This window comes from Antrihabitans spumae, assembly GCF_043944905.1.
Taxonomy (GTDB): Bacteria; Actinomycetota; Actinomycetes; order Mycobacteriales; family Mycobacteriaceae; genus Antrihabitans; species Antrihabitans spumae.
On record NZ_JBIMSN010000056.1, the window covers coordinates 53,505 to 75,738 of the forward strand.

The window sequence follows — 22,234 nt, forward strand, 5'->3', positions numbered from 1 at the left end:
GTCGGGCGCGGGTCGGTGACACGATGGTGGCATGAGTCGAGATATGTCCGTATCCGACAGCATCTATGTTGCTGCCGACCCGATGACCGTCTATTCGCACATCAGCGACCCAACGCAGATGGGGAAGTGGAGTCCGGAGAATCAGGGCGCGACTGTCCTCGAACCTCGGGACGGCGCCTATGTCGGAATGGTGTTCGAGGGGCGCAACAAGCGTGGGCTCGCACGGTGGACGACGCGCTGCACTGTCACGGCAGCCGATCCTGGCGAGCGTTTCGCCTTCCGTGTACACGTCATCGGCATCGGCACCCCTCGCCTTCGCGGACCTATCGCCTCCTGGGAGTACAGGTTCGAGCCGCAGGGTAGCGGGACGAAGGTCACCGAGACGTGGCACGACGATCGTCGCGGCTGGTCCGATTCCGTTGCCGCCGCCTTCGACCGCATCGTGACTGGGTCACCGTCGTTCGCAGCCTTCCAGCGCAAGAACATTCACATCACGCTGCGCAATCTGGAGCGGGTACTCGGCGCGGCTCAGGCCTGAACCGGGGGCGGCATCCCGAGGGTGTAGGACGCCATGGAGATCGACCCGGCGGCGTGGCCGTCGACGAGTAGGTCGAGGGGTTCGGTGTCGGCCAGGCCGGCTATGTAGAGCAGCGGCAGAAAGTGGTCCGGCGTCGGTACGGCATTGCGAAAATCTGCGTGACTGTCGAGAGCGGCGACCTCGGTCGGGTTGGCTTGCAACACTTCTCGTGCGGCATCGTCGAAACGGTAGGCCCAGTCGAAGCCTGCCTCCGGTTTGGCGAAGTCGACTGCGCGCAGGTTGTGGACGACGTTGCCACTGCCGACGATCAGGACTCCGGAGTCACGCAGGGCCGATAGCTTTCTGCCGAGTTCGAGGTGATGATCGAAATCCTTGAACGCGTTGAGCGAGAGCTGCACCACCGGTATGGACGCATCGGGGAACGCATGCACAAGCACGGACCACGTGCCGTGATCGATGCCCCAGCTGTCGAGGTCGCGGCCAACCCAGGTCGGGGAGACGAGGTCGGCGACTTCGGTCGCAAGCTCGGGCAATCCGGGAGCGGGGTATTCGACATCGAACAGCGGCTGCGGAAAGCCGTAGAAGTCGTGGATCGTTCGAGGTTTCGGCATCGCGGTTACCGCGGTCGCATTGGTGTACCAGTGAGCCGAAACGACCAGGATTGCGCGAGGGCGCGGAATCGATTCGCCGAACGAGCGCCACGCCCGCGTGTATTTGTTTCGCTCCAGCGCATTCATCGGATTTCCATGACCGATGAATGCCGCAGGCATACGTACTGCGGTGGCGGTCATCGAATTCCTTCCGACGCTGACTTCGACTAGTTGATGCTTCAATCGTATCGGCTTTTAGTTTAAGCGTCAACAAAATGAGTACACTCGACGCCATGGACGATCCGCAGTGGTTGACGGCCGATCAGCAAGTCGCCTGGCGAAAACTGGCCAATGTGATGATCACACTCCCCGCCGCGCTGGAGGCCCAGCTGCAGCGCGACTCCGGTATGTCGCACTTCGAGTACAGCGTTCTCGTCGAACTGGACGACGCACCGCACAACTCCATCCGGCTCAGCTGGCTGGCCGCGCGATCCCACGCGTCGCTTTCCCGCATCTCCCACGTCGTCACGCGTATGGAAAAGCGTGGGTGGGTTCGTCGCGAACCGTCCCCGACAGATTCCCGGGCCATGCTCGCGGTCTTGACCGAGAACGGCCGTGCCGAACTCGTACGCGCCGCACCGGGTCATGTCGAACTGGTCCGATCGCTGGTGTTTTCCGGACTCGACGACGAAACGACCAGCGAGCTCGGCCGCGTGTGCGACGCACTTTTGCGAACGATGCCGGGTAGTGCCGCGCGGCAGGAAAAGTAGGTAAGCCGGACCTTGGCGAGAGCCGTCCAAGAAAAATACCTAAAGTATGAAAACCCTCTTCAAACTAGGCCGACGACGTGTTTTGATATGTGTAACAGACTGGACTCGGGATCCGGTCTTTCCGCCTTTTGGGACAAGTGTCTGAGCGGTTCGTCGAGGGAGAAAGTTCGTGAGCGAATCGATACCCGGCGCGCGCTCCGACATCGAATCCCGCTTTACGACCGCGCCTCGCTCCGTCCGGGTCCTATTTGTCATTCTTCTCGTCAGCCTTGCCGGCCTTACTCTGTCCACGGTGCTGCGGTCCCACGAAGGCCGCATCGTGCTGTTGGACAACTGGCTCTTCGATGCGCTGACGCTCGGCGCTTCGGCGCTCGTCGCTGCACGCGGGATCTATATCCGAGCGGAACGGTCGGCGTGGTTGCTCATCGGAGCCGGCATGGCCAGCGCGGGAATAGGGGATGTGCTGTTCGCGGTACTGGTTCCGGACGGCCACTCCCCATCGATCGCCGACCCCGCCTACCTGGCGTTCTACCCGCTCGTCTACGCCGGTCTCGTCGTCCTGTTGCGCGTGCGTCGACCCGGGCTGCCCGCCGCAATCTGGCTCGACGGATGCACCGCGGGCCTGACCCTCGCCGCCGTTGTCGCAGCGATAGCGTTCGGACCGATCAGTGCGTCCATAGGTGGATCCCAAACGGCGGTCCTTGTCGGATTAGCTTATCCCGCAGGAGATTTGCTGCTTCTAGCCCTCGCTGTCGGCTCGCTGACAGCGGTCGGCTGGCGCTCGGACCCGCGCTGGGCACTACTCGTTACCGGACTCGCGCTGTACGCGTTGGCGGACATCCACTATCTGTTCAGGACCGGCGACGGCACCTTCACCGAGGGGTACCTGCCGGACGCGGGCTGGCCCGCAGCATTCGTTCTGATCGCTGCGGCGAGCTGGTTGAAACCGGTCGCCCGAGCCGATCGCTCGCTCCCGCGACTCGCCATCTTGATTCCGCCCCTGGTCTGCACCGTGACGGCGGTGGGTCTGCTCGTCCTCGACCACACACTGCCGATCCCGCTGCTCGCCGTGCTGCTGTCCGCGTTCACCATCGTCGCGGTTGCCGGCCGGTTGGTCATGTCCTTCAACCAGATCAGCGCATTGGCCGACAGCCACCAACAGGCACGAACCGACGAATTGACAACACTCGCCAATCGTCGTGCCGTTACAACCGCGCTGTCGACCTACTCCTTCACACACGTGCTGCAATCAGGCCCCACGCCCATGGCCGGCCCAGGATTGCTGCTGATGGACCTCGACCGATTCAAGGAAATCAACGACTCTCTCGGCCACCACGTCGGAGATCGCCTGCTCGTCCAAGTCGCCGACCGACTCTCGCGATCGGTGCGAACGGGAGAGTTGCTCGCTCGCCTCGGAGGCGATGAATTTGCTGTGGTCCTACCGGCCGGCGCCGACACCGAAACTGCACACGCACTGGCAGAACGGCTGGTAGAGGCACTACGCGCACCGTTCGACCTGGAGGAGATCACGGTCCACGTTGCCGCAAGCATCGGTATCGCGCTCTGCCCGGAGCACTGCGCTCGACCTGACGAGCTACTCCAGCGCGCCGACGTCGCGATGTATCGCGCCAAGAGCACACAGTCTTCGATCGTCGTATACGACGCCGACAAAGACGCGCACATTCTCGACCGAGCCAGAACGATCGAGGAACTACGCACGGCCATCACCTCCGGCCAGCTGACGTGTCACTATCAGCCGAAGGTCGACACCAACGACGGCACGATCCGCAGTGTCGAGGCACTGGTGCGCTGGAAGCATCCGACGCGTGGCCTGCTGCTACCGGACGAGTTCCTGGTTCATGCGGAGCAGGCGGGCCTGATGCGACCGCTCACGACGATCGTGCTCGAGCTCGCTTTACGACAAGCTCGTCGCTGGCGAGACGCCGGGTCCCCAATCGGGGTCGCCGTGGACCTGTCCATCACCAATCTGATGGACGTCGCGCTTGTCACCGACATCGACAGGCTGCTCACCACCTACGACGTGCCTGCGGCGTTCCTGACGTTGGAGATCACGGAGAACGTATTGATGACGGACTCCGTCCGAGCGCGTCATGTTGTCGAATCCCTCCAGGATCTCGGCGTCGGACTATCGATCGACGACTACGGCACCGGCTGTTCGTCACTCGCCCACCTGCAGGATCTCGCGGTGAACGAGCTGAAGCTGGACAAGGTGTTCGTCTCCCGGCTCCCGTCCGAACGATCCATCGCAATCGTCCGCTCGACGGCGGCGCTCGCACACAGCCTCGGCGCGCTGTTGGTTGCCGAAGGCGTCGAAGATACAGAAACGCTCGCTGCGCTGCGGCAATACGGCTGCGACATCACCCAGGGCTATCACCACAGTCCGCCGCTACCTGCCGAAGAGCTCACCCTGTGGATTAGTCGCCGGGCTCCACAGCTCGGCTCACAGCTGACCTCGATCGCCTGACGCTGCTAGCCACTCCACTCACCTACCGCAGACGCGGTTTCCCGCGCATGGCGGTCGATAGTGGAGCGTGCGATGCAGGAGGACAGTCAGCTGCTGCCGAACAGTCCGCTCGGGATCAATGCACTGAGCCACGCCGGCAACCCGGACTGCGGCGCCTGCTGCTGCCATTGGCCCGGGTTCTGCCACTGTCCTGGGTCCTGCCACTGATCGCGCCCATCGCGGTCGTGGCGATGTCCGTCCCCGTCGCGGTCGTGATTCCAGTCGCGATCGGCTTGGGTCGTGCCCGGGAGCGGGTCGGCCATGGCAGGTACTGCCACCGCCGTCATCGGGACAGCGACGAGCGCTCCAGTAATCGCGACCTTGGCCAGTGTCCTGCGGTGCTTCGTGACTTTCTCGATCATCTTCGTCGATCCTTCCGGCGTATCTCGAATGGGACGACGCCCCGACGGGGCGAAGCCACATCCCATCTGACGCCCGGAAGGTGGGGGTCGGCTGGCACGATGCTGGCAACTTCCCGTGTGCCGACCTCCCTATCGCCGGATCAGCGAGCTTGGCTCGCGGCTTCCTTCTCGGTGTGACCGTTTTCGTGAATCAACGAGCCACCCGAGTTCTCGAGATGTGCGCGGACGAACCACTGGAACTGCTCGAGATCACCGGTCTGGCCGATCAGCAGGTCCTCGGTGATCGGGTCGACGTCGCCGACCTTGGCAATAGCCTTGCGGCCGTCGGTGATGACTCCGATGTAGACAAGGTCCAGCGCGGCGAGGTGCGCCTGCGCGCTGTCGCGGCCTACCGAGTAGTCGTCCCACGAGCGGTCGGAGATGATCGCACCTGGCGTGCCCTTCGGCGATCCGCCGAGGGCGGCGATGCGCTCGGCAACCGAGTCCGCAAATCCGCGAACGAGTTCGACCTGCGGGTCGATCATCTCGTGAACTCCGATGAAGTTCGGACCGACAACGTTCCAGTGGATGTGCTTGAGCGTGAGATGCAGGTCGTTGTATGCGCTCAGTCGTTCCTGAAGCACTGTTGCGACCTCTGCGCCCTGCTCTGCGGACAGACCCGGCAACGTGAACTTGGCCATAACTTTCCTATCTCCTTCGATTGACTACCGACCGGTTACCCAAGGTCGCGCCGAACTACTCATCCGGTCCGCAGTGTTTCGTCTCACCGTCGCTTTGCGCGAGCGCTCCACAGCCGGTGTACTTGTCGATACAGACATCCGCGAAAGGGGGCTGGACGTGGACTTTCAACCCGACCGCGAGTACCTGCACGCCAGCCTGGTCACTATTTACGGCGAATGTGTGACCGCCTACCCATACAAGGGGGGCTACCGGTTCGATTTTGCGGTCGACCATCCGGACTACCCGCCCGTCGTGGACGTGCGGATCGGTCGCGACATCGCGCCGGAGCGTGACGGTTTCATCGAGGGCGTCGGTCTGCCCGATGTCCTGACTGTCGGGTCCGCTGCGACGGTCTCCGGCGTCCTGCGCTCGGAGCACGAGGATTCGGATGTCTACTTGAGCGCCACGGAGGTCAGGCCGACCGGCGAGCTCGGTGCATGGGCGCGCGGACTGAGGTTTGCCGTGGAAGGCCTGCTCACCTCGCGCGGCAATCCGGACAGACTGCTCGGCAGCGATATCCATTGCCGCGACTTCGAGGCCGCGCCGTGGCCACGGCCGATTTCGACAGTCACGCTCTTGAGCTCGGCTCACTCGTCCACCCGCGCCGACGTACTCGCTGCAGTCGAGCCGGTGATCACTCGAAAGAACCTCACCCTCGAGCGACCTGACGGCATTGTCGTCAGCGGATCCGACGCCATTGCCAGCCTCGTAGCTGCGCTGACCGCCGTCGATGCCGAGAGCACCCAGCTAGTGCTCATCGTTCGCGGCGGCGGCGACTGGTTGTCGTTGCGACCGTTCGACAGCGAAGAGCTGGCCAGGGCCGTACAAGGCTGCGCGGTGCCTGTTTTCACCGCGATCGGTGAGAGCCACAACACCACGCTTGTCGACCGGGCAGCAACGATGTCCTTCACCACGGCTCTAGCACTAGGAAATGCACTGGCAGCCGAACTGGACGCGCAGCCAGGCCAGCCCCGCGGCGCGAGGTTCGGGCGCCGCAAGCCGAGGTCCAGCTAGTCGGGTCCACTACCCGGCCAACGACCCTCGTCAGTTCGTGAACACCCTGCGCAAACCGCTTGCCCTCAAGACTTGGCGACGGACCCCTGCAAGTACCGATTCCTCGGTACCGATGACTCGGACGTGACTGCGGGCGCGCGTGACTGCCGTGTACAACAGTTCGCGCGTCAACAGCGCGGACGCCTGGGCAGGCAGAAGGACGGACACGGTGTCGTACTGGCTGCCCTGGCTTTTGTGAATCGTCATTGCATAGACGGTTTGAAAAGCCGGCAGACGTGCCGGGTGTAGCAGGATTGCATCCTGGCCGCGTTGAAACGCCGCCATCAGAGTGTCCGGACCGTCCGCGACGATGACGCCGGTGTCACCGTTGTAGATGCGCGCCTCGTGGTCGTTCGCGGTGACGAGCAGCGGTTGACCCGCGTGCCATCGGGTCGGGTCGATCGGCCGCCCGTTGGCCGCACCAACCCAATCCAATGCCTGCCGCGCCCAATGCGTTACACCGTACGGACCGTCGTGATGAGCACAGAGCAATCTGTGCGCCTTGATCGCTTCGAGCGCACCGGTGGCATCACCTTCCAGCGCAGCGGTCGTCACCGCAGCTGCCGCGTCGACCAAATCGGTCCGCAGACCGTCGAGCTCGTCCGGCGCAGCAAACGAAATCTCCGGTACTCCGCTGTGCAACAGCTCGAGCACGGCGTCCTCGCGGCCCTGCCTGATCGCGACGGCCAACTCGGCGATGGCGCCGCCGAACCGTCGACCGCGGCTCAACCGGACGACGCCACCAGCAAGTCGGTGCCGCTCCGCTGGGCTCAGTGCCGCTTCGAGTGGATCGTCCGCGGCAGCCAAGTCGGCGCCGACGAGTCGGTCGAACACCGGATTTGCCACTGCTGCAACAGGTCTGGCAACCAGGTCCGCGAGCACAGCACCTGCGTCGACCGACGTGAGCTGATCCGGGTCACCCACAAGCAGCAGTCGTGCATCGGGGCGAACAGCTTCGAGTAACCGACACATCATCGTCAGCGACACCATCGATGTCTCGTCGACCACAATCACGTCGTAGGGGAGTTTGTTGGTGGCACCGTGCCGAAAGCGGCTGGCGCTGCCAGGTTTCCAGCCGAGCAACCTGTGCAGCGTCATCGCGCTGAGGCCGGGCGGCAAACCGAGTACCGCTGCCTGCGCGTTCACCGATTCTTCCAGTTGGGCAGCGGCTTTGCCGGTGGGCGCGGCCAATCCGACCCGCAGCCCCGGGCCGTGCTGCGCGAACAGCAGAGCCAGTATTCGAGCCACCGCATGGGTTTTGCCCGTACCCGGTCCGCCTGCTATCACCGTCGTCCACTGCGCGACTGCCAATGCGGCCGCGATGCGCTGCCTGTCGGGCGCCACGGAAGGTCGGCTTGCATCCTCGGCATCGACGAAGAACTCTCGCAATCCTGATTCGAGCGCATCATCGTCGAAGACCGGAATACGTTGCGACCGTTCGTCCAACACCTGCCTGATCGTCTGCTCCTGGCGGAAATACCGGTCCAAGTAGAGCAATTCGCCGTCGTCGGTTTCGACTAGACGTAGCGGTCGCAACGGACTGTCGGCCCGACCGAGCACCAACGGGCTGCGACGCAGTTCCGCCGACAGCTCAGTAGCCGACGGCCACGGCAGGGCATCGAGATCGGCTTCCTCCGCGTCGACACTCACTTCGCGCAGTCGCCCGATCTCCACACATACCGAGCCCATCCGGACCGCTCGCACGGCGAAAGCCACAGCCAGCAAGACGTTTTCGGAGTCCTCGCCGCCGAGCTTCTGCAACCGTGCAGCAACGTGGACATCGGCGGCCTCCAGCACGCCCGCCTCGTTGAAGACGGCAAGCAGCCCTTTGGCCCGTTGCACCAATCGCGCGTCCGTCATAGTCCCGCCAACAGATCGGACAGCGCAACGATCAGTGTTGCCGGCGGGTTCCAGTCGAAAACGCCGCAGCCCGCTGGGGTAACGGGTCCGACCATGCCGCGGACGAACAGATATTGGACGCCACCCAGATGGGTCGCAGGGTCGTAGGAAGGCAACCGCCAACGCAGATAGCGATGCAGCGCAACCGAATACAGCAATGCCTGTAGCGGATAGTGCGCGTGCATCATCTCGCCCGCCATCGCCTCCCTGCTGAAGTGCAGAGCAGTCAACGGCCCCGGCGAGATGCGATTGGTCTTGTAGTCGATCACTACGAACCGAGGGCCGGGAATGCGGATAACGGCATCGATGCTTCCGATCAGATAGCCACGGAGCGGAGTCGCTTCGACCTTGTCGAGCAGATCTGGGTAGCCGACGAGAGGGTCGTCGGAGGCGAGATGGCTACGCAGCAGCGCGGCAATCCGCCGCAGGGTGACGTCGTCGCGGGTCGGGGTGTCGCCGCCGGCAAGTGGTAGCTCGAAGTCCATCTCCGCCAAACGATCTCGCGGCGCGACCTCTGCAAGCGTGCCGTAGCCGAGCGGTGTCGACAACACTGCGGACAGCGCAGTCGAAAGCGCCTCGGGATCGATGGCCGCAAGATGTGTCGCAACCGCCGCCCGGCACCGCTGCAACAACTCCGCGGCCAAGTCCGGAGCCGTTGTGTCGACCACTTCGAGAATCTCGTGCACAAGGGTGCCGAACGCGGCACCAGGGGTGAAGTCGTTCATCGGAGAAATTGGCCCGTCGAGAGCCACGGCGTCGGCAGCCTCGATCGGATTCTCGTCGTCCGGTTCGTCTACCGTGCCTGGCTCTTCCACTTCGCTGCCGACCATCACCATGTCGTGCGCCGACGCGGTGAGGGCCGAATAGGAGGTCCGCCGCCAAACCTGATCGAGGGTGCGACCGAAGCGGGACACGTCGAGCGGCTCCAGCGGGCCGACGTCGGCGATCGGCTCGGGGATCGCCAGGGGAGTCCCCTCGACGGATTCGATTGCGATCACATCGGAATCGGTGCCCGACCACGACTCGAGACGCGCCCGCGTCGCATCGTCTTCCGGGACCGGGGCCCGCAGCTGTGGCTCCGGGTCGCCAGCTTTACGGCCGAACAACATTCGATGCAGCGGGGCGATCGGGGTGGAGAAACTCGGCGCCCACCACACCACAACCTGGCACATCGCCCGCGTCAATGCGACATACAGCAGGCGCAGTTCTTCGCCGGCTTCCTCGACATCGCTGCGAGCGGCTCGCTCTCGATAGCCGGGGCCCGACTTCCCACCGACGTCCAGAATTCGTTCACCGTCCTGGCCGTGCAACAACAGCGTGCTCGGATTGGGATTCTTCGATCCGTCCCACCCGAACGGGATGTACACGATCGGGAATTCGAGACCTTTGCTCGCGTGCACTGTTGCGATCTGCACTGCGGCTGCGTCGCTGTCGAGCCGCCGAACCCGGTCTTTCACGTTGCCGGACAACGGATTCTCGATCCGGTCCGTGAGCCAGCGGATCAGGGCCGCGATGCCGAACGATTCCTCGATAGCCGCACGGTTGAGCAACTGGGCGATGTGACGAAGGTCGGTGATGGTGCGCTCGCCCGATTCGATGGCGAGCAGCCTGGCGTCGAGATTAGTCTCCGCGGCAAGCCGTTCGAACAGTGCTGCGAAACCGGATTCGGCGAAGAGGACTGCCAGCTCGCGAAGCCGGCCACTGATCTCTGCGACAATTCCGTCACCCTGATCGTCGAGATCCGTTGCACAAGAACCGATCAGCGGAGTCAGCGCGGCAAGGCGCACACGGTCGCTGCGGCGCGGCTGTGCAATCGCCTGGAGCAGCCACAGCCAATCGGTGGCACTCTGCGTCGCGAACACGCTCGTACCGCCGGCAAGGACGGACGGAACTCCGGCGCGTTCCAAGGCCTCTCGCACGTACGGGACATGTACCCACCGACGCGCAAGTACAGCGATGTCACCCGGCCGAACCGGACGGGCAGCCCCGTCGACGGCAATCAGATCGCCCTCGGCCAATCTGCCTGCGATATCCGCTGCAAGATCGGCAGCGATGCGCCGCCTGATCCCGTCCACACTCGGATAGCCGCTCTTGCCGCGCGGACCCGATCCGGTCCGCGGTAGGTAGCGAACGCGAAACGGCTTCTGGTCGAGCAGTCGCGACTCTTTGTGATTCGTATCGACTTGATGCACAACGATTTCCGGGTGTCCGAGCGCGGCATCGCCGTACAACCGGTCGAGCGCACGCACCAGTCCGGCGTCCGAGCGCCAGTTGACAGTCAATTCTTGGTAGCTGTCCGCGACTCGGACCGCGTTGAGATAGCTCGGCACCTCCGCGCCGCGGAAGGCGTAGATCGCCTGCTTCGGGTCGCCGACAAGCACCAGGGTTGTCGTGCCGTGGAATGCGCGGCGCAGGATGTCCCACTGGATCGGGTCGGTGTCCTGAAACTCGTCGACGAGGACGACGCGGTAGCGATCTCTGATCCGTCGGCACGCGGTTTCGCCGTGTTCAGGATCGGCGAGGGTATCGCGTAGCAGCACAAGTAGGTCGTCGAAGTCGCGGATGCCCGAAAGTCTTTTGCGGCGTTCGACTTCGGTGCGAGCCGCGGCGGCGAAGGCCACCCGCTGCCCGGCTTCGGACTCGCCTGCGTTGTTGGGTGCCAACGTCGCATGCCGATCGGACAGGGCCATGTTCGACACCCGTTGTGCATCGGCCAGTTTGATCGCCGGAGTCGCCGAACTGTAGCGGCGGACATACAAGTCGTCGACGACTTCGACCACCAGATCGTCGACCGATTCGACAAGAGTCGCCTGAGGTTCCCGCTCGCCCGCGACACCGAGGGCGTCCAGCATGCGCTGGCAGAAGCTGTGGGTCGTCGCGATGGTCGCCGCGTCGAAGTTGGACAGCTCGCGGACCAAACGAGCTCTGCGCCTTGCTACCTCGGCATCGGTTCCGGTTGCGAGATACCTGATCAACTCGTCTTTGCCTGCTCGCGCTTCGACCGGGTTCGCAAGCGCGACGGCGGTGCCGGTCAGCCGCTCCCGGGTCCGCTCGCGCAGTTCGCGGGTGGCCGCGCGACTGAAGGTGACCAGCAACAGTTGCGACAGGTCGACCACACCCTCGGCAACGTACCTGGTCGCAAGGCCGACGATCGCATATGTCTTGCCCGTCCCTGCACTTGCTTCGAGAACAGTTGTGCCCGTTGGCAATGGACCGAGCAAGTCGAAACCACTCGATGCAGGTATCGCGCCCTGTCGGGTCATGGCTGCGTCACCGACTCCGACGCGAGCAGCGGGAACCAGAGCCGACAGGCAAGCGTGCCGAATCGGGTCGGTTCCGCACCGGAGTTCGGTCCCCAATCGGATTCGTCCGCGAGGGGAACGTCCGCCGCCAACACCTCGAACCGAGGAATGGCGCCGTGGATGTAGGCGATATGGCGATCGTTGACTTCGCCGTAGGGCCCGCCGAACTCGTCCGAAGCAGCCAGCAGCGCGTCGTCGGGATTGCTGCCGGTGGACCGACGTTCCGCGTACACGGCCGAGGCCGCAGTTGCCATCGGAAGTGGTTGTTCGAGACCTCTGTCCCGCAGATCGACAAGTTGGTTCAGCACGGCGACGGGGTCGCGAGGTGCAAGCAGCGACGAGCGTCGTAGCGAGCGACCGAACCCCCTGCCGGTGGTGATCGCCTCCCATCGTCCGGAGTGCGACGCGGCCAACGCAAGAAGCAGGATCCAGGCTCTCAGCCTGTGCTTCGGCGCAAGTTTCGAGTACGACGCCGCGGCAACCACGTGGCCGTGCACACCGGTGACCGTCCCCGTCAGTCGGCGACCGTTACCGAGTTCGACTGCGACGTCGACAGTTTCGGCGGCGCCAGCATGCACCGGAGCGGCTGCGGCGAACAACGATTCGACGGTCCGCGACACGTCGTCGAGCACCGCCGATCCGAGTGCGAACGGAGGCAACGTCCCGCGGCGCCACTCTGCAGCGCGCAACTCCGCGATCGGCGCACCGGCGAGTCGAGCGGTCAGCATTCGTTCACCGATATCCCACTTCGCGAGCCCATCCAGTTCGACACCGAGCGCATCGGCTACGTCGTCGTCCCGCTCGGGGACACGGACAGTCAGCCGCTGACGGAGGAAAGCGCGCGAGGAGTGTTCGAAGAATTCGACCAACTCGTTCAGGTTGACGTCGCCCTGACGCGGCGGGAGCGGAGCTGCAAGCAGCGGCGGCGCAGGCAGCGGTGGCGTCTGCCTAGCCCGCGCTCCGGCAAGCGCGGCGGGGTCGTAGCTGAACGGGACCGGGCCGGTGAAGTTGCGAGAATCGAACGGCTGCAACGGATGCTGGGTGACGACGGTAGCCGCCGCTGCGCTGTCGACCGTCGCTTTCACCACATCGACGAACTCGCCGAGCGGCACAGCAGGAGGACGCGGAGCACCCGTGAGTGGATCGGCACCGGTGTAGAAGATCAGCAGCTTCTCACTTGCCGACATCACTGCGTCGAGCAACAGCTGCCGGTCCTCGCTACGTGGGTCTCGCTCGCCGAGGCAGGGGTCGCGAGACAGCACGTCGTCGCCGTCGAGTCCCGCGGCACGGGGATAGACCTCGTCGTCCAAGCCGAGCAATACAACCACACGATGAGGTACCGACCGCATCGGCACAAGCGTCGCGATGGTCAGCTCGCCGGTACGGAAGTTGGCGCGGGTCGGTCGGCCGGCGAGTCGATCTGCCAGCATCACCCGCACGTCGGGAAGGCGCAGCTCGATCGTCCCGCTGTGCTCGGTCGCAGCGCCGAGTTCGCGGTGGGCCTGCGCGGTTTGCCATGCGTCGGAACGACTTACGTCGGTCAGCAGATCGAGCGCACGGGTCAACGCTGCCGTCCACACCGCGGCCTGCTGTGGACCGCGCAGAGCGTGCAGCACCACTGCGAGCCGATCGATGTACTCGGCGAACCTGCCCGCGAGATCGATATCGTTGCTGTCGACGTCGTCCAGCGGCAGAGCGAGATCCAGCCAGGCGACCTCGGTCTCGTCGGCGCTCACGCCGAGCAGAATGCGGTCGAGCGCCGTCGTGAACGTGTTCTGCGGGAAGTCGGCAAGTCCGAACGCGGACCGCTGTGCACGGCCAAGACCCCACCGCGCGCCTGCCTCGCCCGACCATTCCCGCAGCCGCTCCAAGTCCTGATCGCTGAAGCCGAATCGGCGCCGCACCGGAATCGTCGCCGCAAAGTCGAGAACCTGGCTCGCGGTCACCCTGCCGTCTGCGAGCCAGAGCAATGTCGCTACAGCGTCGAGAAGCGGATTGGTCTGTCGCAGAGCGCGATCGGCGAGTCGGGCGCGAAGTTTGTGACCGGGATGGCGCAGTTCCCCCTGTCCGAAAGCGGCGCGAACCAACGGCGCAAACGTCTCGACGTCCGGGCACATCACCAGGACATCGCGGGGCTCCAGCGTCGGGTCGTCGTCGAACAGGCGCAACAGGCACTCCCGGAGCACCTCCACCTGGCGGGGAGCGCCGTGACACGAATGAATCTGCAGCGTCGTATCGAGGTCTGTGCCGGGTGTCGGGAGTCGGTCCGAGCGAATGTCGGCCTGCACTCTGCGCAGCAAGGTACCCGAATCTGCTTGGGGGTCAGCGTAATAGACATCGTCGTAGGAAACGCCCGTTGCCATCAGACGTGATTGCACCTCACGGACGTCGCGAGCCAAGCTGGCAAGCAACGGATGCTCGACCTGCATCGCGGTGTCGTCGTCTGCACGGCGTGTGTCTCGTCGGGCCACCGTCGCAGTCGACAACTTCGTCCAGAGCACCGGGCTCGGATGTGGCAGCCAGAGATGGACGTCGCGGCGCACACTCAACGCGGTCAGCACTGCGAGCTGTTCGGCGCTTACCCGCGTCGGTCCGAACAGCGACACTCTGCCCGGCAGGTCGAGCAGTTCCGGTTCCTCACGGATCCGTCGGCAGGCCTCATCTAGCCGTTGCGCCGGATTGTCCGCGCCGATCCGGTCCCGCAGTCGGCGCCACAGCTCCGGCTGCCACAGCAGATCCGGGTCGAGGTCGGACCCGAGCCCGTCGGTATCACGACCGGCAGCCCAGTCGAGGAACAGTTGCGGCCGCTGCGAGCCGTATCCCCGGAAGAGATCGGCGATATGTGCAGCCGTCGAGTAGCGCCGACCAGCTCGGTGATCGGACGCGCCGTGCCCAAGATGACGCGCAAGGACGCCGGCCCAGCGTTCGTCCAACGATTCGTCGACGACCTCGAGTATCGTCCACACCACCGTCGAGTAGGACCACGGATCGTCCTGCGTCGTCGTGCCATGCGCCGTCGCCAGGACTTCGTCGACAAGTGTTGTCGGACTGAGAAACTCGATGTTCGCGGCAACTCCGTCACCGCTGGTTGCGCCCAGGGACAGCGACAGTCGTTGACTGAGCCAGCGTTCGACACCCTTTGCAGGCACGGCGATGATCTCGGGGGAGAACGGATCGGCGAGCGGGGTCGCCAGCACAGTTGCGAGCGCGGTAGCCAGCGTGCTGGACCGTTCGGCGCGATGCACCCTCAGCACACCGCACCCCCGTCGTCGGTCGTTGTCTACCAGGCCGGTCGTTTGTTTGCAGGCCTGTCTTTGCTAAGACCTGTATATACCCAGCCACCGTCAAGCTAGCCGATGGCGCTCGAGCAGTTCGCGATCGGTGAGGATATCCGCGATCGGACCGTCGGCAACGATACGGCCGGAATCCAGGATCACCGCGCGCTCGCAGATCTTCTCGGCATACGGGAGATCGTGAGTCACCATCAGAATCGTCGTCTGCAGGCCGAGAAGTACACCGGCGAGTTCGCGACGGGCGACGGGATCGAGATTCGCCGCGGGTTCGTCGAGGACGAGGACGTCGGGGCGGCAGGCGAGCGTCGTAGCCAGCGCCGCGCGCCTGCGTTCGCCGACCGAAAGCCGCGCCGGAGAACGATCGGCAAGATGAGTCAGTTCGACGGCGGCAAGGGCCTCGCGGACCCGCTCGTCGAGCTCCGCGCCTTTCACACCGAAGTTGGCAGGCCCGAACGCGACGTCTTGCGCGACCGTCGGCATGAAAAGTTGGTCGTCGGGGTCCTGGAAGACGAGGCCGACGCGCTGCCTGATCTGGCGGACCGTCTTGCCGTCGAGGATGGTGTCGCCGATCCGCACCGACCCCGCGGTCGCAGTGAGTACTCCGTTGAGCTGCAACATCAGCGTCGACTTACCTGCACCGTTCGGGCCGAGTACAGCGATACGTTCGCCCGCCGAGACGTCGAGGTTCACCTCGTGCAGCGCCACTGTGCCGTCGGGATATGAGTAGGACAGGTCCGTCACCCGAACAGCAACCGTCACATCTGTTTCGATCATCGCAACCACCACGCGAGCAGGCAGACCAGTACCGCGCCGACCGCGGGCACCATCGCGCCGAGCCACGATCGGGTCGTGGCAATCGGGGATCCGTAATCCGGTGTAGCGCCGGTGAATCCACGCGACAACATCGCCACGTGGACCCGTTCGCCGCGCTCGTACGCCCGCAGAAACAACGCCCCTGCCCCGCGTGCGGTGGCACCGGCCTGGCGAAAGGTACGCGGATCGTCGCCGCGCGACACTCGCGCGACCTTCATTCGCATCGCCTCGCCGACCAGTACGTCGACGTACCGCAGCATCAGCACGACGATGGTGACGATCAGCCCGGGAACACGTAGCCGGGTCAGTCCACCCGGTAGATCTCGCACGCTCGTCGTCGCGGCGAGGGTAAGCGAAACAGCAACGCCGAGTGTTCCTTTGACGAGAATGCCCCAGGCCGCGACCAGACCCTGGTTCGACAGTGACATCCCGAGAAAGTCGGTCCGGGGTCCACCTTCTGCGAACGGCAGCAGCACAGCAAGAACGACGAAGGGTAGCTCGATCAACAGTCTGGGCGCGATCCAACGTAGCGGTATCTCTGCGACCCGCCACACCACCAGGACGAGTAGCGCGTACACAAAAAACGGCCAGAACATGTCGCGTGGCGTTGCGACCACCGCGGACACGGCCACGACCGCCGCGACGATCTTCGTTTCGGCGGGCGCTCGATGTATCCGAGAGTGCCCTGGCAGGTGGAGCGAATGCGTCGCGCTCACGAGGAGACGCTGGTCCTATCCGTGCGCTTTCGTCCTACCAGGACGATGCGCACGACTACCATAAGCGCGGCGAATGCTGCTGCAGCACCGATGATTCCGGCAATACCGGTCAGCGTGGAGTTGCCGCCGATCGTGTAGTCGGCGAGCGGAGCGCCCGCAAAGTGGTGTTCTTTCGCGGACTGAGCGATGCACTCGCCGGTCAATTGCTCGGCACCGTCGACCTCCGTCACCGTGCAGCCGCGCTGAGTTGTCGCGTCGAGTCCGTCCGGTTGTGAACTCGCGACGTAGGAGACGAGCCCGGCGATGACAAACGCCGATGCCGCGAATGCGACCAGAAATGTGGTCTTGTTGGACGGACCAGTGGCTTTCTGTCTATTCGAATCCTCTTGCAGGGCAGTACGACTGCGATCGGTCACCCGCAAAAGGTAGACAAGGTCCGGACGGGCCTTGACTACCGCGGTCACGGTTACTGCCGTGATGAGGCCCTCGCCGACACCGATGAGAACGTGGGTGATCAGCATGTAGCCGGTGACCTCACCCAAGGACGACCCCGACGCACCGCCCATTGCGTACTCGAGGACGAATCCCATGGCCGCCGTCACCGTGCCGCCGAGCGCAGCGAAGAAGGCCACGACAGCTATCCCCGCCTCGCCACGCGAGGCGAGGAGTTTGAGCAGCAGACGCGCAAGCAGGTAACCGGCAGCGACTCCGATCAGTGCCATGTTCGTGATGTTCGTACCGAGTGCCGTCAGCCCGCCGTCGGCGAAGAGCAACGCCTGCACCACAAGCACTATCGCCACACACAACGCGCCGACGTAGGGGCCGACGAGGATGGCAGCGAGCGCGCCACCGAGCAGATGCCCGCTTACCCCGGGCAGGATCGGGAAGTTGACCATCTGGACCGCAAAGATGAACGCTGCGACGAGGCCGGCCATGGGCGCGGCCCTCTCGTCGAGTTCCGCACGGGCGCGCAACGATGCGTAGGCGAGGCCGGCAACCGCAATCACTGCAAAAAGCAATGACGTTGGTGCGTCGACGATTCCGTCGCTCATATGCATTGCAATGGTCGACTCCATCATCAGGACATTACTCCGTTCATCTGTTCAATTGAACAGATGAATTTTCTGGGTCGACTTCGCCGCTCGTGAGTCTTTTCGGAGGCTCGGCCCTCGCAAAGGACGCACGAGTGGCGAAGCCGCCTTGGGATACCCTTGGTACACCGATACCGACCTCAGCTCAGGAGCGTGCATGACCCGTCTGACCAGGGCAGAGAGTCAAGCCAAGACACGTGCCGTCCTGATATCGACCGCCAGAGACCTCTTTCTGGCCGACGGCTACGCGCAGACCTCTCTCGAACGTGTTGCCGAGAGCGCAGGATTTTCCAAAGGGGCCGTGTACTCGAACTTCAAGAGCAAGAAGGAACTCAGTCTCGAAGTACTCGACCTCATCCACACCAGCAAGTTCGCCGAGGTGGCCGAACTGCTATCAGCGCCGGGCAGCATCGAGGATCGCCTCGACCAATTTCAGGCCTGGGCCGAAAAGACACTCGGCGACGTCGGCTGGACGATGCTCGAGTTCGAACTTTTCGTCACCGCCCGCGACGACGAAGAACTGCGCGCCGCGCTGGTTTCCGCACTCGGCATCGTCCGGGGGATGGTGGTCGGCCTACTCGAGTCGACGACCGCGTCGATAGGCGTGACGCTGCCGATGCCGGTCGAGGACGCGGCAAGCAGCCTGCTCAGCCTCGGGATCGGACTCGGCATTCAGCGAGCGATGGACCCCTCCATCTCTGCGCGGTTGGTCACCGACGGTCTGCGAACTTTGTTGAACTACGCCGAAGCCGTGCAAGCACTGGCGTGACAACGCCTACGGGGTCAGACGCCGAAGATCGCCAGATGCAGACAGCCCGCTAGACCGCCGAGAATCCCGCCGTGTACGAAGAGCAGCCATTCGTCCTGTTTGACGGCACCACGCAACACCGACTGAAAGTCTTCGAGGCTGAGCTTGCTCATCTGGACCTCGACGAAGGTCGCTATGCGACCTTTCTGCTCGTCGATGAAATCGCTGTCCTGCGTCAGGTCGGGGAAGAATTCGAGCGCAATGGGTACGACGTCGGACTTCAAGCGTTCGTAGTGCTGCGGTCCGACCACGGTCTTCACGATCGTCATACCGCGACCGACCGAGTCGTCGATCGTCTCCGAGATGATCTTGTCGAGCATCAGCATCGTGCGGTCCGACCGTGGACCGGTGAGTAGTTCGTCCACGATGTTGTCCATCGTGACCACGTGCTCGGACAGGATCTTGGCGTATCCGGTGATAACTTCCGGACGCCGTTTCAACATCAGACCCTGTTTCCACGGCACCCATTTGGTCCGTTGGATCGGCTCGAAGATGATCGTTATGCCCAGGTAGTTCACCACCCAGCCGAGCACCATGCCGCCGATGGGGAGCACCCACCAATAGGGCAGCACCTGCAGCAGCGCGACAAGCGTGAAGCCCATCGGGTAGCCGAAGTAGAAACCGAAGTTCTGCATGAACTTCAGCTCTTTCGCCCCGAACTCTCGGAACACGTCGTTCAGCAACTTCGGATGCTCGACGAGAAATCGAATGGCCATCGACTTGGCATCGATCAGGTCGTCGAGATGGGCAACGAATTCCTCGTTGATCTTGCCCGCGTTCTTCGGCAGGTCCTCGTCGACCTTCCGATAGACGAAATCCTTCGCGAACTCCGGCAGCGTTCGCCAGAGAAGGGGGTTCTCCTTCTCCATGACCCGGTCGACCAGATCAGGGATCACCGGCCGCGCCACGGTCAGGAAATGATCGGCGATCTTGTCAGGGTCCAGCTGTTGATAGAAGTCGGAGATATTGCCGACCTTCGCAAGACTGCGATCTATCGCGAGACTCGCCATCTTCTCCGCGCGCGACGGCACCATCCCCTGCCAGCCGAGCCGCTCGCCGTCCTTGTAGATCGGCAACACCTGGATCCGCCGCGGAAAGTACGGAAACGCGAACTTCAGCCCAGGCATTCGGAAGCCATGGAACTCCAACGGGGTGAACAGCATCAACACACCCGTCCAGTTCGTGATGTAGCCGATAACGCCCGTGAACAACGGCACGGTTATCAGTTCCATCACCAAGTGACTATCCAAAATCACCTCCGACCAGTGCTCGAAGACTAGCCGCGAAACGGCCATAGCAGCGGCCGAACAAGCTGGGCAGGTGGCCCTTCCTTGCGGAGATGCGTCGAACTCACCGGCGCCGTCCCTGGACTGTTGATTCCGGCCTTGCGCCCGAAGCCACCCGCAGCAATTGCGGGCATCGGATTGTCGGTGTCGCCTACCGACAATGTCGGTGGAACGAAATAGACTCGACGCCATGATCATCGTCAGCACGGACGGCTCCTGCCTACGTAACCCTGGCGGACCGATCGGCTGGGCATGGGTCGATCACAGCGGGCCGAGTGCAAGCGGCGGCGGCGCAGTCGGGACGAATCAGATCGCAGAGCTGCTCGCCGTGCTCGAAGCGATCACCGCCCATCCCGGCGAGGAGCCGCTGCTGATCGAGAGCGACTCGCAGTACGCGATCAAATGCGCCTCGGAATGGCTCCCCGGCTGGAAGCGCAAGAACTGGCGGACAGCTGCCGGTGCACCGGTGAAGAATCTCGACATCATCCAATCGCTCGACAAGGCAATCTCGACTCGCTCCGGTCCCGTCCGCTTCCGCTGGGTGCGCGGACACGTCGGCAACTACTACAACGAACAAGCCGATGCTTTGGCAGGTGAAGCAGCGCGCGAGGCAGCCGCATCAGCCGCGCTAGCCGAGACGACAACGAAGCCGAAGCCGAAACCACGGGTGGCTCCAGCTCCGGCTTCCGAAGCTATGACGTTGTTCTAGGTCTTACGGCGCGGGCTCCGGTGCCGGAGCTGGCGCGGGCTGCTGAGCCGGTGCTGGCGCTGGCGCTGGAGCTGGAGCTGGCGCCGGAGCTGGAGCTGGCACAGGCTGCTGACCGGGATCTCCGGGTGCGGGCGTGTCCGACGACTCGGGTCCGAACAGCGGCGCATCGATGTTGCTGGCGATCCAGCTGTCACCGATCTTCTCCAGATCCATCACCATGGCAACCTGACTCGGTTGCGGTTGGCCCTGAGTGAGAACGCCAGTGATCGAGCGACCGATCGCGACGACGACCGACGCCTTCTCCGTGTCACCCGACTTCACACCGCAATCGACCGTCTCTGCCTTCGACACGATCTGCGCCTTCGTGAAGACGTCCTTGTACGTCGCAGTGTCCTGCTGGAACTGCTCTTTCCAATCGCCAGTAGCACCGGCGAGCACGTCGGTCACGTACTGATCGAAGTTGTTGTAGTCGATGTCGAGGACAACCTTGGCGTACGCGCACGCCGCATCCCTGGCTTCGTCGCGTGCAGTGTCGTTGCGCTGGTTGTTCCAGAGCAGAGCACCGAGCACGACAGCAGCGACGAGAGCTACCGCGGCAAGCGCTGCGACGCCGACGAGCTTCTTGTCCGAGAGAAACCCGGAACCGGATTTGGTCGGCTTCGGCTTCGCCACTGCGGCTTTGGTCGAAGTCGCCTTTGTTGTAGTCGCCTTCGTTGCAGTCGACTTGGCTGCCGTCGACTTGGCTGCCGTCCCCTTCCCCGTTGCTGCCTTCGCGGCCGGTGCGGCCTTCTTCGCCAGCGTCGTAGCGGGGGTCTTCGTCACCTCGACCGGCTTTGCGGCTTCAGTCTTTGCAGCGTCCGGCTTTGCGGCTTCTGACTTGGCATCAGGTGCCTTCGAACCCTCGGGTTCGACGTCTTCCGACTTCGGTTCGTCGGTCATCTAAGTTGGAGCCTTTCGTAGAAGTTCGCGGGGTGGGCGAACCGTCATTGACCCCCGAGGAACGGCGCGTTGAAGGTCGTCGCCAACCATCGGCCGTCCGTCTTCTCCATGTCCATGACAACCGAAATCGTCGGTCCGGGCAGGAACTTGCCTTCGGACTTTGCGGTCGCGATGTTCTGCGCCACGACGATCACAACCTGTGCATTGGTCGCATTACCCGACTTCACGCCACATTCGGGATTGTCGCCCTGACCCTTCACCTGGTCGGCGGCGAAGGCCTCTTTGAGCGCAGGCGCAGACGCGTCGAACTCCTTCTTCCACTGACCGCTCGCACCATCGGAGACCTTCTTGATCCAGTCGTCGATGGTCGTGTAGTCGTAGTTGACAAGCACATTGACGTACTCGCAGGCAGCGTCCTTGGCCTGGGACTGGGCAATCGTGCTCGCAACCTGGTCGTCCAGCTCGCCGCTCTTGTCGTTGTACTTGTAGATGAAGAACGCTGCGACCGCCGTCATCACGACAAGCAGGACCGCGCCGATCAAAGAGCCGAGCTTCAGCAGATTGGATCCGCCACCCGCTGTGGTCGACTCCTCATCGAATTCTTCAGCCTCGACCTCATCAGCGTCGACCTCATCACCGTCGACTGCTTCCTCTTCGGATACGACCTCGTCGGTATCGTCCGACTCCGCGTGCTCAGCTGCTGCGTCGTCGTCGAGCACGGCATCGGCGGCATCGGCCGACTGCGGCGGACCGTCCTCCTTGTTCAGGTCGACTTCGGACGGTTCGTTCGCAGGGGGCATCAGTAAATCTCAAACTTTCTC

18 protein-coding genes and 1 pseudogene are annotated in these 22,234 nt (G+C 63.7%); 6 read left to right on the forward strand and 13 right to left on the reverse strand.

The genetic code is table 11. The annotated features are described in order from the left end of the window. The first annotated feature begins 31 nt into the window (after positions 1-31). On the forward strand, positions 32-538 hold the full coding sequence (locus ACHIRB_RS13105) for an SRPBCC family protein (RefSeq protein ID WP_395117636.1): 507 nt from the start codon (positions 32-34) through the stop codon (positions 536-538). Here the strand turns inward: ACHIRB_RS13105 and ygiD are convergent. Next, positions 529-1,308, reverse strand: coding sequence for a 4,5-DOPA-extradiol-dioxygenase (gene ygiD / locus ACHIRB_RS13110; protein ID WP_465254675.1), 780 nt, complete (start codon positions 1,306-1,308; stop codon positions 529-531). The genes ACHIRB_RS13105 and ygiD overlap by 10 nt on opposite strands. Before the next feature lie 95 nt (positions 1,309-1,403). Between ygiD and ACHIRB_RS13115 the strand changes: the two genes are divergently transcribed. Both ACHIRB_RS13115 and ACHIRB_RS13120 read left to right on the forward strand, forming a co-directional pair. Continuing rightward, entirely contained in the window at positions 1,404-1,898 is a 495-nt protein-coding gene (locus ACHIRB_RS13115; RefSeq protein ID WP_395117640.1) for a MarR family winged helix-turn-helix transcriptional regulator, read from the forward strand. 169 nt (positions 1,899-2,067) lie between these two features. Next, positions 2,068-4,383 (forward strand): putative bifunctional diguanylate cyclase/phosphodiesterase, encoded by a 2,316-nt coding sequence (locus ACHIRB_RS13120; RefSeq protein ID WP_395124707.1) that lies wholly within the window; start codon positions 2,068-2,070, stop codon positions 4,381-4,383. Between the two features lie 86 nt (positions 4,384-4,469). On the opposite strand, the gene ACHIRB_RS13125 is transcribed toward ACHIRB_RS13120, so the two are convergent. Beyond that, on the reverse strand, positions 4,470-4,784 hold the full coding sequence (locus ACHIRB_RS13125) for a hypothetical protein (protein ID WP_395124706.1): 315 nt from the start codon (positions 4,782-4,784) through the stop codon (positions 4,470-4,472). A gap of 140 nt (positions 4,785-4,924) precedes the next feature. Then, positions 4,925-5,464, reverse strand: coding sequence for a Dps family protein (locus tag ACHIRB_RS13130; RefSeq protein WP_395117646.1), 540 nt, complete (start codon positions 5,462-5,464; stop codon positions 4,925-4,927). Positions 5,465-5,621: 157 nt separating this feature from the next. Between ACHIRB_RS13130 and ACHIRB_RS13135 the strand changes: the two genes are divergently transcribed. Beyond that, the gene (locus ACHIRB_RS13135) at positions 5,622-6,518 is read left to right on the forward strand and encodes an exodeoxyribonuclease VII large subunit (RefSeq protein WP_395124705.1); all 897 of its coding nucleotides are present in this window, start codon (positions 5,622-5,624) and stop codon (positions 6,516-6,518) included. Positions 6,519-6,548: 30 nt separating this feature from the next. Here the strand turns inward: ACHIRB_RS13135 and recD are convergent, their stop codons facing one another. From recD to ACHIRB_RS13170, 7 genes and pseudogenes are all read right to left on the reverse strand, one after another. Continuing rightward, positions 6,549-8,417: an exodeoxyribonuclease V subunit alpha gene (gene recD / locus ACHIRB_RS13140; protein WP_395124704.1), complete on the reverse strand. Its 1,869-nt coding sequence runs from the start codon at positions 8,415-8,417 to the stop codon at positions 6,549-6,551. Further along, on the reverse strand, positions 8,414-11,719 hold the full coding sequence (locus ACHIRB_RS13145) for a UvrD-helicase domain-containing protein (protein ID WP_395124703.1): 3,306 nt from the start codon (positions 11,717-11,719) through the stop codon (positions 8,414-8,416). Before ACHIRB_RS13145 ends, recD begins: the two co-directional genes overlap by 4 nt. After that, positions 11,716-15,012, reverse strand: coding sequence for an exodeoxyribonuclease V subunit gamma (recC, locus tag ACHIRB_RS13150; RefSeq protein ID WP_395124702.1), 3,297 nt, complete (start codon positions 15,010-15,012; stop codon positions 11,716-11,718). The genes ACHIRB_RS13145 and recC overlap by 4 nt, the downstream gene beginning before the upstream one ends. A gap of 90 nt (positions 15,013-15,102) precedes the next feature. After that, a complete protein-coding gene (locus ACHIRB_RS13155; RefSeq protein ID WP_395124701.1) occupies positions 15,103-15,825 on the reverse strand; it encodes an energy-coupling factor ABC transporter ATP-binding protein in 723 nt (240 codons plus the stop codon). Further along, positions 15,822-16,580 carry a cobalt ECF transporter T component CbiQ gene (gene cbiQ / locus ACHIRB_RS13160; protein WP_395124700.1) on the reverse strand — a complete coding sequence of 253 codons (759 nt, stop codon included), beginning with the start codon at positions 16,578-16,580 and terminating at the stop codon, positions 15,822-15,824. Before cbiQ ends, ACHIRB_RS13155 begins: the two co-directional genes overlap by 4 nt. Beyond that, positions 16,577-16,996: a PDGLE domain-containing protein gene (locus ACHIRB_RS13165; RefSeq protein WP_395124739.1), complete on the reverse strand. Its 420-nt coding sequence runs from the start codon at positions 16,994-16,996 to the stop codon at positions 16,577-16,579. The genes cbiQ and ACHIRB_RS13165 overlap by 4 nt, the downstream gene beginning before the upstream one ends. Further along, positions 16,991-17,638: pseudogene (locus ACHIRB_RS13170) on the reverse strand (energy-coupling factor ABC transporter permease); the annotation flags it as partial. The pseudogene ACHIRB_RS13170 and the gene ACHIRB_RS13165, both read right to left, overlap by 6 nt. A gap of 190 nt (positions 17,639-17,828) precedes the next feature. On the opposite strand from ACHIRB_RS13170, the gene ACHIRB_RS13175 reads away from it, so the two are divergent. Beyond that, positions 17,829-18,440, forward strand: a complete 612-nt coding sequence (locus ACHIRB_RS13175; RefSeq protein WP_395124699.1) for a TetR/AcrR family transcriptional regulator — start codon at positions 17,829-17,831, stop codon at positions 18,438-18,440. 14 nt (positions 18,441-18,454) lie between these two features. Here the strand turns inward: ACHIRB_RS13175 and ACHIRB_RS13180 are convergent, their stop codons facing one another. After that, positions 18,455-19,711: a DUF445 domain-containing protein gene (locus tag ACHIRB_RS13180; RefSeq protein WP_395124698.1), complete on the reverse strand. Its 1,257-nt coding sequence runs from the start codon at positions 19,709-19,711 to the stop codon at positions 18,455-18,457. A gap of 244 nt (positions 19,712-19,955) precedes the next feature. On the opposite strand from ACHIRB_RS13180, the gene ACHIRB_RS13185 reads away from it, so the two are divergent. Further along, the gene (locus ACHIRB_RS13185; protein ID WP_395117660.1) at positions 19,956-20,474 is read left to right on the forward strand and encodes a ribonuclease H family protein; all 519 of its coding nucleotides are present in this window, start codon (positions 19,956-19,958) and stop codon (positions 20,472-20,474) included. A gap of 3 nt (positions 20,475-20,477) precedes the next feature. On the opposite strand, the gene ACHIRB_RS13190 is transcribed toward ACHIRB_RS13185, so the two are convergent. Both ACHIRB_RS13190 and ACHIRB_RS13195 read right to left on the reverse strand, forming a co-directional pair. After that, complete coding sequence (locus ACHIRB_RS13190; RefSeq protein WP_395124697.1) at positions 20,478-21,413, reverse strand: hypothetical protein; 936 nt, start codon at positions 21,411-21,413, stop codon at positions 20,478-20,480. Between the two features lie 44 nt (positions 21,414-21,457). Next, a complete protein-coding gene (locus ACHIRB_RS13195; RefSeq protein WP_395117664.1) occupies positions 21,458-22,213 on the reverse strand; it encodes a hypothetical protein in 756 nt (251 codons plus the stop codon). Between the last annotated feature and the right edge of the window lie 21 nt (positions 22,214-22,234).

What these genes read in the sequence shown, in the direction of transcription:
- ACHIRB_RS13105 (WP_395117636.1), top strand. Translation starts at nt 32, where the DNA reads ATGAGTCGAGATATGTCCGTATCCGACAGCATCTATGTTGCTGCCGAC.
- ygiD (WP_465254675.1), bottom strand. Translation starts at nt 1,308, where the DNA reads ATGCCTGCGGCATTCATCGGTCATGGAAATCCGATGAATGCGCTGGAG.
- ACHIRB_RS13115 (WP_395117640.1), top strand. Translation starts at nt 1,404, where the DNA reads ATGAGTACACTCGACGCCATGGACGATCCGCAGTGGTTGACGGCCGAT.
- ACHIRB_RS13125 (WP_395124706.1), bottom strand. Translation starts at nt 4,784, where the DNA reads ATGATCGAGAAAGTCACGAAGCACCGCAGGACACTGGCCAAGGTCGCG.
- ACHIRB_RS13130 (WP_395117646.1), bottom strand. Translation starts at nt 5,464, where the DNA reads ATGGCCAAGTTCACGTTGCCGGGTCTGTCCGCAGAGCAGGGCGCAGAG.
- recD (WP_395124704.1), bottom strand. Translation starts at nt 8,417, where the DNA reads ATGACGGACGCGCGATTGGTGCAACGGGCCAAAGGGCTGCTTGCCGTC.
- ACHIRB_RS13145 (WP_395124703.1), bottom strand. Translation starts at nt 11,719, where the DNA reads ATGACCCGACAGGGCGCGATACCTGCATCGAGTGGTTTCGACTTGCTC.
- ACHIRB_RS13155 (WP_395124701.1), bottom strand. Translation starts at nt 15,825, where the DNA reads ATGATCGAAACAGATGTGACGGTTGCTGTTCGGGTGACGGACCTGTCC.
- ACHIRB_RS13175 (WP_395124699.1), top strand. Translation starts at nt 17,829, where the DNA reads ATGACCCGTCTGACCAGGGCAGAGAGTCAAGCCAAGACACGTGCCGTC.
- ACHIRB_RS13180 (WP_395124698.1), bottom strand. Translation starts at nt 19,711, where the DNA reads ATGGAACTGATAACCGTGCCGTTGTTCACGGGCGTTATCGGCTACATC.
- ACHIRB_RS13185 (WP_395117660.1), top strand. Translation starts at nt 19,956, where the DNA reads ATGATCATCGTCAGCACGGACGGCTCCTGCCTACGTAACCCTGGCGGA.
- ACHIRB_RS13190 (WP_395124697.1), bottom strand. Translation starts at nt 21,413, where the DNA reads ATGACCGACGAACCGAAGTCGGAAGACGTCGAACCCGAGGGTTCGAAG.
- ACHIRB_RS13195 (WP_395117664.1), bottom strand. Translation starts at nt 22,213, where the DNA reads ATGCCCCCTGCGAACGAACCGTCCGAAGTCGACCTGAACAAGGAGGAC.